Source organism: Dictyobacter alpinus, assembly GCF_003967575.1.
Taxonomy (GTDB): domain Bacteria; phylum Chloroflexota; class Ktedonobacteria; order Ktedonobacterales; family Ktedonobacteraceae; genus Dictyobacter; species Dictyobacter alpinus.
This window is the reverse complement of the sequence record NZ_BIFT01000001.1, coordinates 5,094,130-5,107,478: the sequence shown is the minus strand read 5'-3', so window position 1 is coordinate 5,107,478 and position 13,349 is coordinate 5,094,130. Positions and strand designations below refer to the sequence as shown.

11 protein-coding genes are annotated in these 13,349 nt (G+C 52.7%); 7 read left to right on the top strand and 4 right to left on the bottom strand.

Annotated elements, in window-relative coordinates; translation table 11 throughout:
• Positions 1–19 precede the first annotated feature (19 nt).
• Positions 20–1,603, top strand: coding sequence for a phosphoenolpyruvate carboxykinase (ATP) (pckA, locus tag EL633_RS20080; RefSeq protein WP_126628896.1), 1,584 nt, complete (start codon positions 20–22; stop codon positions 1,601–1,603).
• A 100-nt stretch (positions 1,604–1,703) separates the two neighbouring features.
• On the opposite strand, the gene EL633_RS20075 is transcribed toward pckA, so the two are convergent.
• A complete protein-coding gene (locus tag EL633_RS20075) occupies positions 1,704–2,273 on the bottom strand; it encodes a GNAT family N-acetyltransferase (protein WP_126628895.1) in 570 nt (189 codons plus the stop codon).
• 404 nt (positions 2,274–2,677) lie between these two features.
• Here EL633_RS20075 and EL633_RS20070 point away from each other — a divergent pair, with 404 nt between their 5' ends.
• Entirely contained in the window at positions 2,678–4,018 is a 1,341-nt protein-coding gene (locus EL633_RS20070; protein WP_126628894.1) for a M20/M25/M40 family metallo-hydrolase, read from the top strand.
• Between the two features lie 85 nt (positions 4,019–4,103).
• Here EL633_RS20070 and EL633_RS20065 read toward each other — a convergent pair whose 3' ends face one another.
• Positions 4,104–4,448, bottom strand: a complete 345-nt coding sequence (locus EL633_RS20065; protein ID WP_126628893.1) for a cupin domain-containing protein — start codon at positions 4,446–4,448, stop codon at positions 4,104–4,106.
• 688 nt (positions 4,449–5,136) lie between these two features.
• Between EL633_RS20065 and EL633_RS20060 the strand changes: the two genes are divergently transcribed.
• Together EL633_RS20060 and EL633_RS20055 are read left to right on the top strand one after the other, a co-directional pair.
• The gene (locus tag EL633_RS20060; RefSeq protein WP_126628892.1) at positions 5,137–5,931 is read left to right on the top strand and encodes a nucleotidyltransferase domain-containing protein; all 795 of its coding nucleotides are present in this window, start codon (positions 5,137–5,139) and stop codon (positions 5,929–5,931) included.
• Positions 5,921–6,880, top strand: coding sequence for an HD domain-containing protein (locus EL633_RS20055; RefSeq protein WP_126628891.1), 960 nt, complete (start codon positions 5,921–5,923; stop codon positions 6,878–6,880). The genes EL633_RS20060 and EL633_RS20055 overlap by 11 nt, the downstream gene beginning before the upstream one ends.
• Positions 6,881–7,024: 144 nt before the next feature.
• On the opposite strand, the gene EL633_RS20050 is transcribed toward EL633_RS20055, so the two are convergent.
• The gene (locus EL633_RS20050) at positions 7,025–7,927 is read right to left on the bottom strand and encodes a LysR family transcriptional regulator (RefSeq protein ID WP_161982278.1); all 903 of its coding nucleotides are present in this window, start codon (positions 7,925–7,927) and stop codon (positions 7,025–7,027) included.
• 204 nt (positions 7,928–8,131) lie between these two features.
• Positions 8,132–8,437 (bottom strand): hypothetical protein, encoded by a 306-nt coding sequence (locus EL633_RS20045; protein ID WP_218027526.1) that lies wholly within the window; start codon positions 8,435–8,437, stop codon positions 8,132–8,134.
• A gap of 493 nt (positions 8,438–8,930) precedes the next feature.
• On the opposite strand from EL633_RS20045, the gene aceA reads away from it, so the two are divergent.
• The 3 genes from aceA to EL633_RS20030 all read left to right on the top strand — a co-directional run bounded on the left by aceA (position 8,931) and on the right by EL633_RS20030 (position 13,313).
• Entirely contained in the window at positions 8,931–10,205 is a 1,275-nt protein-coding gene (gene aceA, locus EL633_RS20040) for an isocitrate lyase (RefSeq protein ID WP_371865566.1), read from the top strand.
• A gap of 299 nt (positions 10,206–10,504) precedes the next feature.
• Positions 10,505–12,112: a malate synthase A gene (aceB, locus tag EL633_RS20035; RefSeq protein WP_161982277.1), complete on the top strand. Its 1,608-nt coding sequence runs from the start codon at positions 10,505–10,507 to the stop codon at positions 12,110–12,112.
• A gap of 343 nt (positions 12,113–12,455) precedes the next feature.
• Positions 12,456–13,313, top strand: coding sequence for an alpha/beta fold hydrolase (locus EL633_RS20030; protein WP_161982276.1), 858 nt, complete (start codon positions 12,456–12,458; stop codon positions 13,311–13,313).
• Positions 13,314–13,349: the final 36 nt, after the last annotated feature.

The following is a 13,349-nucleotide window of genomic DNA, read 5'->3' as shown; positions in this document are numbered from 1 at the left end:
CCCCAAAGGAGTATGGGTTATGACGATGATGATGAGCAGGAAGGCCCTGGAAGAGTATGGGTTGGTCAATCTGGGCACTATTAACTGGAATCTTTCCCCGGCCGTACTGATCGAACATGCATTGGAGCGGCAAGAGGGAAAACTGGCCAGCAATGGGGCTTTGAGCGCGACAACGGGTGCTCATACGGGTCGCTCACCAAAAGATAAGTTTATTGTCTCAAACGAAGATTCCATGGCGCGCATCTGGTGGGGCGAAAACAACCATCCGATGACACCGGAAACATTTGAGATTATTCGTAGAAGTCTCGCCGATTATTTACAGGGTCGGGATGTATATGTACTGGATGCCGCGGCCGGTGCCGATCCAGATTATCGTATGCCGATTCAAGTTATAACAGAGCTGGCCTGGCATAATCTGTTCGCACGCCAGCTATTCTTACGCGCCACAGAGATCGATCAGGCCAGCGAACAGCCGGGGTTCACCATTTTGTGTGTCCCACATTTCCGCACCAATCCTCGCATCCACGGAACCAGATCCGATGCCGCTATTATTATTGATTTTAAAGAACGCCTGGTTCTGATCGCGGGTACTGAGTATGCGGGCGAAATGAAGAAATCCATCTTCACGGTCCTGAACTTTATCCTGCCAGCTAAGGGCGTTTTGCCTATGCATTGTTCCGCTAATATCGGGACAGATGGCGATGTGGCGCTCTTCTTTGGACTCTCCGGCACCGGGAAGACGAGCCTTTCGGCCGATAGCAGCCGGCGCTTGATTGGTGACGATGAGCACGGCTGGGGCGAGAACGGCGTCTTCAACTTCGAGGGAGGCTGCTACGCCAAATGTATCAATCTCTCTGAGAAATACGAGCCACAGATCTGGAATGCGGCGCGCTTCGGATCCGTCTATGAGAACGTTATCCTGGACGACAAAACACGTGTCCCGGATTATGCGGACTCCTCACTGACCGAGAATACACGCGTGGCCTATCCGATTGATTACATTGATAACGTGGTCATGTCAGGTATGGGTGGACATCCGAACGCCGTCATCTTTTTGTCGGCCGACTCCTTCGGCGTCCTGCCTCCCATCTCACGGCTCACCACCGAGCAGGCCATGTACTACTTCTTGTCCGGCTATACCAGCAAGCTAGCGGGTACCGAATCAGGGGTAACGACGCCACAGGCCACCTTTAGCTCCTGCTTTGGAGCCGCCTTCCTGCCCCGACGACCAGGGGAGTACGCCAACCTGCTACGCGAGCGCATCGAGAAGCACCAGGTTCGCTGCTACCTGATCAACACCGGCTGGACCGGAGGTCCCTATGGCACCGGCTCGCGCATCAATATCAACTATACCCGCGCCATGGTCCGTGCCGCGATCAGCGGCGACATCGACAAGGCAGAAATGGTCGCCGATCCCATCTTCGGCTTCCAGGTCCCGACCTCTTGTCCCGATGTACCCGACTCTGTCCTCTCGCCCCGCAGCACCTGGGACGACAAAGAAGCCTACGATCAACAGGCGCACAAGCTGGCAAACCTGTTCAAAGAAAACTTTGAGCAGTTCGACATCGTCAAAGATGCCCTCAAACACGCCGGCCCACGCTAAGCTAACGAACGTAGAGAGAAAAATGGAGAGGCGGTCACGATCGCCTCTCCATTTTTCTCCCTACCTCCCACAACCTCACGGAGAAGGACGGCACATAGCGTTAGATCCGATCCCCGATCAGCAGGAGAGCCTGGGCCGTCTGGTTTCTATATCCTCCAGGCGCGATTTCAGTGGTATCCAATTCAAAGCCAGCCCAGCGGAACAACTTGATCGCCTGATAGCTCCAGGTCAGGGTCGGAATATACATGACACAATCGCCCTCGATCTCCACCATCAACCTGACGCCTTCCGCGATAATAGCCTTGCCCAGGCCCAATCCCTGATATGCAAACTTGACGGAGACCCAGCGCATAAATGGATAACGGCGCTGGCCAGTATAGCCCCACCAGGCCATAAAGTTAGCGACCTTCTCCCCATCATCCTTCTGAATGAAGAGTACCCGGCGCCTCAACTCATTATAGAAAGGACCAAATTCTTGCCTGAAGAACTTCACCCCCTCCTCCACATTATTAAAAGTCCCGGCCGATGTCTCAATCTCCGCCCAGGCCTGCTCATCTCCCGGCTCATACGTCACAAAGGAATACCCCGGCGGCAAGGCAACAGGCGGCAATGGCGTACCAGGATTTCGCTTTAAAATGACCCGCAACGCTTCTATACTTTTATCTAACATTTTTCCTCCTCTTCCTCTTCCATCCAATCAAAACGTAATCTTCACCATGTCACATCACTTTAACACAAATACTGATATTTTGCACCTTTATCCAACTTTATCACTTTATATTCCCAAAAGAAACGCCACAAGAAAAAAATAAGCGGTAGCGGCAGGTCTTGCACCTGCAATCTGTAGACGTACGACCATGAACAAGTAGTACGCAACACGAGCCTGAACTGTTTGCCGTCACACGATCACGTGGTTGAAGGACATTTCGTACGTGAACAGGTTGCAGGTGCAAGACCTGCCGCTACCGGGTTTATTTCTTGTGGCGTTTCTTTTGTGTTGCTTTTGATGGGTTGGATAGATTGATCTTTTTCTCTTTCTCTGCTATAAAGGGAGAAAACAGAGGAGGAGCAGAGATGTTATCACACGATGCTATACGTGAAGCGGTCGCGCAGGCTATGCCGGCCGCGTTAGGAGATCTGGCCAGACTGGTGGCGATCCCTTCGGTGGCGACCGAGGGTTTTCCTAAAGCGCCGGTGGTCGAGGCGGCTCACGCAACGCTGGATATTTTGCAGCGGGCCGGCGTTCAGGCTGTGCGGCTACTGGATCAGCCTACGGGCTATCCGTCCGTTTATGGTGAGATCCCTGGTCCAGCGGGAGCTCCAACGGTGCTGCTTTATGCTCACTATGATGTCCAGCCGGCTGGCAATAAAGAGGAGTGGCAGACACCACCATTTGAGCTGACGGCCAGGGATGATGGACGCCTCTATGGTCGGGGTGCGGCCGATGATAAGTCGGGTATCGCCATCCACGTAGCGGCGCTACGCAGTCTGGCGGGACACCTACCGGTCAATATTAAGATCATTGTGGAGGGTGAAGAAGAGTTTGGTAGTAGCCTCGAAGCCTATGTGGCCGCGCACCCGGAGCTCTTTCAGGCTGATGTGGTCGTGGTCGCCGATGGTGGCAACGACCGGGTTGGCGAGCCGATCCTGACTACCAGCCTGCGTGGCATGGCTTCCCTGGTCGTTGAGGTACGCACCCTGCAAGGACAGCTCCATAGCGGCGGTTTTGGCGGACCCACGCCGGACGCGCTGGTAGCCCTGATCCGAATGCTCTCTACCTTGCATGACGACAAGGGCGGCATCGCTATTCCCGGACTACAGGGACAGCCCTGGCATGGGAGTGAGGTCCCGGAAGACGCGTTCCGGTACGTGGCTGGCGTCCTACCTGGAGTCGAGTTGGTCGGCACAGGCTCCATCGCCAGTCGGCTATGGTCCAACTACGCCATCAACGTCACCGGACTCGACGCACCCGCCGTCACCGGTGCCCGTAATATTCTGATTGACGCGGCCCGTGCCCGCGTCAGCCTGCGCGTCCCACCCGGACAGAGCGCCCGAGAGGCCCTGGCGATCCTGACCCGTCACCTGGAGAGCGTCGCCCCCTGGCATGTCCAGCTCAGCTTCTCCGAACAAGAAACAGGCGAAGGACACGCCATGGCCAGCGATGGACCCGCCTATCAAGCGGCCCGCGCCGCCATACAAGCAGCCTATGGCAAAGACGCCGGCGAAACCGGTAGTGGCGGCTCCATACCCGTCATCAACACCTTCGCCAGCATCATGCCCCAGGCCGAAATACTCATCTGGGGAGCCGAAGACGGAGCCGCCAACGTCCACGCCCCCAACGAAAGCGTCGATCCCAAAGAAATCGAGCGCGCCGCCCTCGCCGAAGCCATCTTCCTGGCCTCCCTCACATCGTAGGTTCGGGGCTTGCCCCCGATTGGCTTGGCTTGTTGCTCCCGATTGGTCCTCAATCATGCTTTGATGAGGGCCAATCAGGCCAGCATCAGTCTTCCAGCCACTCCTGGATCACCTCTTTGTTGGGGTGGACCGAGAACATCTGTAGTGGGGCATCGCCAGTATTTTTAAACTTGTGAGGTGTATTGGCGGGCGCCACCACGACGCTACCGGCCTCCACCTCCAACACCTCATCACCCACCGTAAACGTCGCATGCCCATGCTGCAAGAAAAACACCTCTGGATATGGATGAACATGCAGGCTTGGGCCGCCACCCGGCACGGTCGCCACCTGGAAAACCGATACCGGCAAATCATCACCATATGCCTGCCCCTGAAACAGACTGGCAGTCGCATTGAGCTTTAATTCATCATTTGAAGTAGTATAGGCCATAGTTGATTCCTTTCACATATGTCAATCAAGTAAGCGTTTATGAGAATTATAACAGTATAATGGTGTTGCCAAAAGATCCATTTTTCATCACAAACAGGGTACCATTATAAAGTAAACACACCTGATGGCGCCCCATTATATCGGCGTACGCTCAGCTCCAATCATGCTTCACCCTCCTGTTCGTAATGGACGGTGTGAAAAGCCGTCCGAGCGTACGTGGAGTGGGCGCCACACGCGAGGCCGGCATGCGGCATGATCAACGGCGATACATGCATGAAAGCACGCATGCCTGTGGCGCCTACACGAATCTTGTTTCTTCAGGCATGATCGCTCCGGAATGTTTTGATGGGCGATGGCGATCATAGGATATTGCCTCATACACGTTCCAACATGATCAGGCAACATCCAACGAGATTGGTGTAGGCGCCACAGCACTGCGAGTCGTTCTGACATCCTGGCCCTCGTCAAACCAGCAGTGCGGCCTCGCGTGTGGCGCCCACTCCACGTACGCTCGGTTGGCGTGTGACGCCCACTCCATATACACAAAATCACGCCATGCTGGTAGGATCATTTATTTACAACAAAATATAATGCCAATGGACTTGCCAAATAATCCATTATCTACCATAATTGATTGACCAGGGAGATACAACACTTCATCTTCACTCTCGAGGGGGAGGACATTATCATGGACTACGTGGAACAACTCTGTTCCAGAGCAGTGCAGGCCTTTGCTGAAGAGTCGGAGGTAGTGGAAATCGGGCTGTTTGGTTCATATGCGCAGAGGACGAATGATCGCTATTCGGACATTGATTTGCATGTCGTTTCACATGATTTTGATACAACAATGTCCCATTTTATGGCCTGCCTCTCGAAGATCGGACGGGTCCTGGTGGCATTTCCACTCACGGTACGCGTGGGCTATGCTGCCTATATGGTGTTATTTGAGGATTATCCGCTGTACAATAAACTCGATATCAATATAGCCGATAGAGATAACACTATTCCTTTTGCTCCGACAACGTGTATATATCGCAGAGATACAGTTCCTCCTTACACAGTGAGTAGCTTGCTCCCTTCGCGCTTTGAAGAGCCGCTCAATCTGTTGTATGACTCCTATCTAGGGGCGCTTCGATACATGAAGTATCGCCAGCGCGAGAAGCATTTTAGCGCCTACAAATTTTATCGAGCGCAACTCGAGCGTCTACTCGTTATATGGTATCAAGATATGAGTCATGATCATGCCATAGCACGTTTAGGTATCCTGGAATATCAGCAACTGGATACGCATCCAAGCAGTGCGGACATGCAACGCTATCTTTATCCAGCCAATGAGCAAATGATGGATCAGCTTTACCTTGAACTACTACAGATGCTGACACATACATTGCCATCAACCTATAGCCAGGAGCAGAGAGAGGTACTCGCTTCCATACTTGAATTTTTGCGATCAGCAGCAGGAGGTTTTGCCCATGATCTTTGATGAACTGCCATCCGAAGTTCTGCCAGTCCTGGAAAAATATGCCGCGCCACCCAGGCTGGTGGCTCATCTCACTGTTGTGCATCATGTGGCGGCGATGCTTATCCAACAGGTAAGCGTCTACTGGCCTGAACTTGTCTATGATCGGGATTTGGTCTTATTTGGGGCCGCCACCCATGATATAGGCAAAGCTATCTACCGCCATGAGCTACGTGAGCCGGGACATCAACACGAAGAGATTGGACCACAGTTGCTGTTGGAAAGTGGCTTCTCAGAGGCACAGGCCCGCTTTGCTCGCACGCATGCACGATACAACCAGGAGGAACAACCACAACTTGAAGATCTGCTGGTCGCCTTCGCCGATACTATTTGGAAAGGCAAACGAGACCAGACCCTGGAGCAGGTGCTCGCCCACCATATCGCGACACATACAGGAGAAGCACAATGGGAGGTATATATGAAAATCGATGATATCGCGGAAGCACTGGCCAGTGAAGCCCATGCACGTATCGTCTGGCAAGGGCGAGATCAATCTACTCTTACGTATGACCGCAAGCTAGAATTTGGCTGGGAGGGCGATAATGATCTTGGCCTGCGCTTAATCCAACAAATAATCGCAGGCAAGAAGACCGCCACCTGTGCTCCTATGTTTAGTTATAGTAAAGAGGAACTGATCGAGATTTTTAGCAGCCCGGGAGAAATGGTGACGGTGGTCGACAAAGAGCAGAGGCCATACTGTAATGTGCATATGATTGATGCCTTCCTGACCACTTTTGGCAATCCCGATCCGCGCCTGGTCAGTGGTGAGGGCAATGGCGAAGATAGTGAGCAGTTCAAACAAGAGCACCGCCAGGACTGGCAAAGCTGGTTGGAGTCAGAGGGCCATTCACTTACAGATGAGACACAACTGGTCGTGCAAGTATTTGAGCTGATTGAAAAAGTATCGGCATAACTGGCTTAGAGTGCCTGGAGGCGGGTACGTTGACATAGGTTGCTATGTCCTCACCACTCTGTTCGGTGGCTTCAGAACGATCATGATGGGCACTTCCACACAAGGAAATGCTCACGGTGAATGTATTGGATCTAGCCACTGAAGCTACGAGGGGTTTACGGCGTGTTGCAGTAAAAAGTGCTTGAAGACGTGGGCGGTGGCGGATAGGTTTTTGTCTTCGAGGTGGACGAGGAACCAGTGGCGCATGATGGGGAAGTTTTCGGCGCTGAGCATGACGAGACGACGCGTTTCCAGTTCCATGTCGATGGCCACACGTGAAATAAGGGCAATGCCAAGTCCGGCGGCCACGCTTTGTTTGATGGCGCTATTATTGCCGACTTGCATACTTACTTGCAGGGGGAGTCCAGCGGCCTGGAAGGCTCCTTCGAGGGCGGCTCGGGTGCCGGAGCCTACTTCGCGCAGCAGGAAGTGTTCGCGAGCCAGATCGGTCATGGGTACGTTAACGCAGCCAGCCAGGCGATGCGTCGGGGGCGCGATCAGGACCAGCTCGTTGGGGGCGAAGGGCGCGGAATAGACAGGTGCCTCAGCGGGAATTTTGCCCATAATTACCAGGTCGATACGGTTGTGGAGTAGGTCATCAACCAGATAGCCACGATTAACGACTTCCAGTGTAATCTCGACATGTGGATAGATATGACGAAATTTACCTAATAAGGACGGAATAACATAGGTTCCAACGGTCGTATCGGCCCCTACGCTTAAGCGGCCATACTGGGGACTGCGCAGAGACTCCATCGTCTCCAGCGTCTCGTCGATTAAAGCTGAAATTTTCTGGGTATAGCGATACAGTTCCTCGCCGGCATGCGTTAAATGCGTCTTACGACCAAGCTTATCGAACAGCTTGAGTCCCAGGGATTCTTCAAGCTGGCGAATCTGGGCCGAAACGGCCGGTTGACTGAAATGCAATTCCTCGGCGGCCCGCATATAGCTACAATGTTTGGCTACTACTTGAAAAGTAGCGAGTTGATGCAGATTCAAGTTGCGCATATCCCTTGCTCCTTTGCAAAGAAACATATAATCGTATAGTATAGCCCAACTGAACAGCATTTTCCTAGAGTGTTCGATTATGAGGGTGTCATTCATTTTACGCAGCCGCGAAATAGTTCTTGAGGGGCTTTTTATAGTCCCTCAAGAACATTTTTACATTTTGTAATATCTAACGCTTAAAATTTTTAATCTCGCTAAAGAATACTAGTCAACACTGCCGCCATGGTGGCCGTGACCGTGACCGTGGTCGTGGCCACTCCAGCCATTATCACCATTCCAGCCGCCACCATAGCCCCAGCCGCCGTTGCCACCCCAGCCACTGCCATAACCGTAGCCGTAGCCGTAGCCATAACCGTAGCCCCCATGGGGACCGTCAAACCGACCGGAAGCGCCATTGACCTGTGCCAAATCGCTATCAGTTACCTCAAGTGTTTCGTTCGAGGCCTCAGCAAGCTGAGAAAATTCCTCGTAGGATAGAGAAGCTTTTACATTTTTAATCTCATTATGCATATAAATGCCCCTTTCCCTTTGCTTTACACAAAGGCTATAGCTTACTGGTACCATTCTTTCCGTTTTGAGATACAACTAGCGATTGTTACACCTTCTACTAGCCCACATAGTTTTATGGTTTACAATCCGCTTTCTTACTATTTCTTGTATCTATTCTCGTCTTCATCTCTGGTACCTATATCTATTATATAAATGCATCAAAAAAGTAATGGCTACTGATGCTGAACTAAGCCATCCAGGCCGCATATTCCATGAAGGAGTCGCCATCTTTTGAGCTTTTTTTTCTATGGTCGCTCAATGTAACTTTGAATCGACGCATAAGCGTTTACTTATGCTATACCTCAGTACTTGTGATGATAAATACTAGTTCTTTTACTGTTTTTCCAGGTATCCTTTCTAGTAGGAGTAGCGTAGACACTGTGGTCTACCACTATCGATACGAGGTCAATTATGATCTTGGTTGGTCATTGCCAGGAAAGGAACACTGATCATGATGAAACGTCAACAGGCTGTCGAGCTGTCCAATGCATGGGAGACCGAGGAGCGCTGGCACGGGACGAAGCGTCCCTATAGTGCGGAAGATGTTTTGAGGTTGCGGGGTTCACTGCATATTGAGCATACACTGGCCCGACGTGGAGCGGAGCGGCTCTGGACATTACTGCATAGTGAACCATATGTGGCGGCCCTGGGTGCGTTGACCGGTAATCAGGCTGTCCAGCAGGTGAAGGCTGGCCTGAAGGCTATTTACTTGAGTGGCTGGCAGGTTGCTGCCGATGCCAATCTGGCTGGTCAGATGTATCCCGATCAGAGTCTGTATCCCGCTAATAGTGTTCCACAGGTAGTGCGTAAGATCAATCAGGCCTTTCAGCGCGTAGATCAAATTTATCATGCAGAGGGACAGGACAATATCGATTGGTTCGCGCCAATTGTGGCCGATGGTGAGGCCGGCTTTGGTGGTCCATTGAATGTCTTTGAGATGATGAAGGCCATGATCGAGGCCGGAGCCGCCGGAGTCCATTTTGAGGACCAGCTGGCATCCGAGAAGAAATGCGGCCATATGGGCGGCAAGGTCCTGATTCCAACGCAGACCGCGATCAAGCATCTGGTCTCGGCCCGCTTCGCCGCTGATCTGCTCGATGTGCCCACGATCCTGGTGGCCCGCACCGACGCCAATGCCGCCACATTGATCACGTCAGATATTGATCCGGCGGACCAGGAATTCCTGACTGGTGAGCGTACTCCCGAGGGATTCTACAAGATTCGCAATGGATTAGATACGGCGATTGCACGTGGACTGGCATATGCGCCTTACTGTGATTTGATCTGGTGTGAAACCTCTGAACCAAATATTGAAGAGGCACAACGCTTTGCCGATACTATTCATGCACAGTATCCTGGCAAGTTACTCGCCTATAACTGTTCACCGTCCTTTAACTGGCGCAAAAAACTGGAGCCGGACGCCATCGCGACCTTCCAGAAGCAACTGGCTGCGATGGGCTATGTGTTCCAATTTATCACCCTGGCCGGCTTCCATGCCCTCAACCATAGTATGTTCCAACTGTCCGTAGCTTATAAGGACCACGGCATGAGCGCCTATTCGGAGTTGCAGCAGGCCGAGTTCGCCTCTGAGGCCCAGGGCTATACAGCCACCAAACACCAGCGCGAAGTCGGGACCGGCTACTTCGATGAAGTCGCTAAAGTCATCTCCGGCGGCCAATCCTCAACCACTGCCCTGACCGGCTCAACCGAAGAAGGACAGTTTCACTAAAATATAATGAGTCATCCCGAACTTTTGCAAAAGTTCTTAAAACTGGGGGTGCAGGGTCCTCCCTGCCGGGGTGCGGGGTGTCCCCGCTCATTCTTTCTCCCTCTCGCGCCGCCTGCGGCGGCGCGAGAGGGAGAAAGAAAAAGAGGTTTTTGCGGGGACACCCCGCACCCCGGCAGAAGGGCTAGCCGCCCTCCTGCACCTCCCGCATTGGAAGAGAAGAATCCATTTTTCAAAAATCTGGGATGACTTATTAGTATGTGTATGACGCGCAAGCATACAACAGTAATACAGGAGGCACTATGACTATACCTTCAATGAGCCGCTATGCAGAGGGCATTGAGATCAATGCTGAGATTACCCCTGAGTTCGCGGAGATTCTGACGCCGGAGGCGCTGAGCTTTATCGCTAGCCTGATCCGCGCCTTTGGAGGCCGACGAGAAGAACTACTGGCAAAACGTGTCCAACGCCAGCTTGAACTGGATGCTGGCAAGTTACCGGATTTCCTGGCCGAGACCGCGCCCATCAGAAGCGGTGACTGGACGGTTGCGCCGATTCCCGCAGACCTACAGGATCGTCGCGTCGAGATCACGGGTCCGGTCGAGCGTAAGATGATCATCAATGCCCTCAACTCGGGTGCCAGCGGCTTTATGGCCGACTTCGAGGATTCCAATACGCCGACCTGGGAGAACACCATCCAGGGACAGATCAATCTGCGGGACGCTATTCGGCGCACGATCACTTTTACTAATGCAGATGGCAAAGAGTATCGCCTGAATGAGCGTACGGCAGTCCTGATGATTCGTCCACGCGGCTGGCACCTGCTGGAAAAGCATGTCGTGATCGACGGCCAGCCCATCTCCGCCGGCATCTTCGATTTTGGACTGTATTTCTTCCACAATGTCAGACAACTCTTGGAGAATGGGAGTGGGCCTTACTTCTATCTACCAAAACTAGAAAGCCATCTGGAGGCGCGCCTCTGGAACGACATCTTTGTGTTGGCGCAGCAGGAACTCGGGGTTCCACAGGGTACGATTAAAGCTACGGTCCTGATTGAGACTATTCTAGCAAGCTTTGAGATGGACGAGATCCTGTATGAGTTGCGTGAACATTCTGCCGGACTCAACTGTGGACGCTGGGATTATATCTTTAGTGTGATCAAGAAGTTCCATAAAAATCCGGCCTTCCTGCTGCCCGATCGGGCCGAGGTCACCATGACCACACACTTCATGCACTCCTATTCACTCCTCACCATCCAGACCTGCCATAGGCGTAATGCCCATGCCATCGGCGGGATGGCGGCACAGATCCCGATCAAAAACAATCATGCCGCCAATACGGCCGCACTGGAACGCGTACGAGCCGACAAGCAGCGCGAGGCCCGCGATGGACACGACGGCACCTGGGTCGCCCACCCTGGATTAGTCCCGTTTGCTCTGGAAGAATTCAATATCCAGATGCCACGACCCAACCAGATCCAGCGCAAACGCGAAGACGTTCACGTCACGGCCGCAGACCTGCTCCAAATGCCCGCCGGAAAAATCACCGAAGCCGGGCTGCGCAACAATATCAGTGTCAGCCTGCAATACCTGGAAGCCTGGTTGCGTGGTAATGGCTGTGTCCCCATCAACAACCTGATGGAAGACGCCGCCACCGTCGAGATCTCGCGCGCCCAGATCTGGCAATGGATACGGCATCCACAGGGAATACTGGATGACGGGCGCCGCATCACCATCGACCTGTTCCGCCAATTCCTACAAGAAGAACAGCTACGGCTCCAGGACAAGATCGGCAAACAAGAATATGCCGTGCGCCCATTTACGACCGCCGCCGCCATCCTGGACCAGATTATCAGCGACGATAGCTTCGTCGAATTCCTGACTATCCCAGCCTATGCCTACCTGGCATAGAAAAAAATACGACGCCCCCGTAGTTACGACCGCAAAATCGGCGCATAATACAAAGAGTAGCGGCAGGTCTTGCACCTGCAACCTGTTCACGTACGATCATGCACAAGCAATACGTCGCACACATCTGGATCTGTTCGCCTTCGTATGGCCACATGTTTTGAAGAACATTTCTTACGTGTACAGGTCGCAGGTGCAAGACCTGCCGCTACTCTTCGTTATCTCACCATGGATGTGCTTAACCGAGTTGCGCTTGCCAAACAATGCATGACACCCTTAATCAGGGCTTTTTTTGACCGCTTTCGATGGTATTATAATGATGGAGTTATATAAAAAGGAGTATACCATGTCAAATATAGAACAGGCATCGAATGGATTTGGAGAGGTCAATGGTACGAAATTGTATTATGAGGTTGCGGGTACGGGGCAGCCATTGGTTCTCATACATGGACATCTGCTGGATAGAAATTCGTGGGACGAGCAGTTCGCGGTCTTCGCTCAACGCTATCGGGTCATGCGCTACGATCAGCGTGGCTTTGGCGATTCGGGATTGGTGAGCAAGGAGAAGCCCTTTTCTGCTCGCCAGGATCTCTATGAATTGCTGAAATTCCTGGGCATTGAGCATGCTTATCTGATGGGAGTCTCCGGAGGAGGCGCACTCGCGATCGATTTCACGCTTGAGCATCCTGAGATGGTTGATGCTCTGATCCCGGTCACGGCTGGCGTGAGCGGCTTTCGGCCATCAGAAGAAATGATGCAAAGTCGTCCCGATCTGATGCGCCTGTATACGAGCTTGAATGATGCATTTGAACACAAAGATATCCCACGAGCAGTTGATGTCTCGCTAGATATATGGACAGATGGTCCCGGTCGGCTTCCAGCGCAAGCGGCCCCCGAAGTGCGCGAGTGGATACGCAAGATGACGACTCGTAACTGGGAACGCCCGGATGGTAAGGAACAGGCTGAGCACCCACCAGTGCCATTAGAGCCACCAGCCATTGGGCGGCTCTCGGAGATTAAAGTACCAACGCTCGTCATTCTAGGAGAGTGGGATGTGCCAAATCCACTGGATCAACTGGTAGTAGAGATTCCAGGAGCCGAAAAGGTGATCATGGCAGAGACAGCACATCATCCATTTATGGAAAAGCCAGCCGAGTTCAACCAGATTGTCCTGGATTTTCTGGGATCACTCAATTCATATTGAGTTGCTAGCGGGCTCCACTATAGCGCAAGTTACCGC

Coding starts and splice junctions, on each gene's coding strand:
- pckA (WP_126628896.1), top strand. CDS start 20: ATGACGATGATGATGAGCAGGAAGGCCCTGGAAGAGTATGGGTTGGTC.
- EL633_RS20075 (WP_126628895.1), bottom strand. CDS start 2,273: ATGTTAGATAAAAGTATAGAAGCGTTGCGGGTCATTTTAAAGCGAAAT.
- EL633_RS20070 (WP_126628894.1), top strand. CDS start 2,678: ATGTTATCACACGATGCTATACGTGAAGCGGTCGCGCAGGCTATGCCG.
- EL633_RS20065 (WP_126628893.1), bottom strand. CDS start 4,448: ATGGCCTATACTACTTCAAATGATGAATTAAAGCTCAATGCGACTGCC.
- EL633_RS20060 (WP_126628892.1), top strand. CDS start 5,137: ATGGACTACGTGGAACAACTCTGTTCCAGAGCAGTGCAGGCCTTTGCT.
- EL633_RS20055 (WP_126628891.1), top strand. CDS start 5,921: ATGATCTTTGATGAACTGCCATCCGAAGTTCTGCCAGTCCTGGAAAAA.
- EL633_RS20050 (WP_161982278.1), bottom strand. CDS start 7,927: ATGCGCAACTTGAATCTGCATCAACTCGCTACTTTTCAAGTAGTAGCC.
- EL633_RS20045 (WP_218027526.1), bottom strand. CDS start 8,437: ATGCATAATGAGATTAAAAATGTAAAAGCTTCTCTATCCTACGAGGAA.
- aceA (WP_371865566.1), top strand. CDS start 8,931: ATGAAACGTCAACAGGCTGTCGAGCTGTCCAATGCATGGGAGACCGAG.
- aceB (WP_161982277.1), top strand. CDS start 10,505: ATGACTATACCTTCAATGAGCCGCTATGCAGAGGGCATTGAGATCAAT.
- EL633_RS20030 (WP_161982276.1), top strand. CDS start 12,456: ATGTCAAATATAGAACAGGCATCGAATGGATTTGGAGAGGTCAATGGT.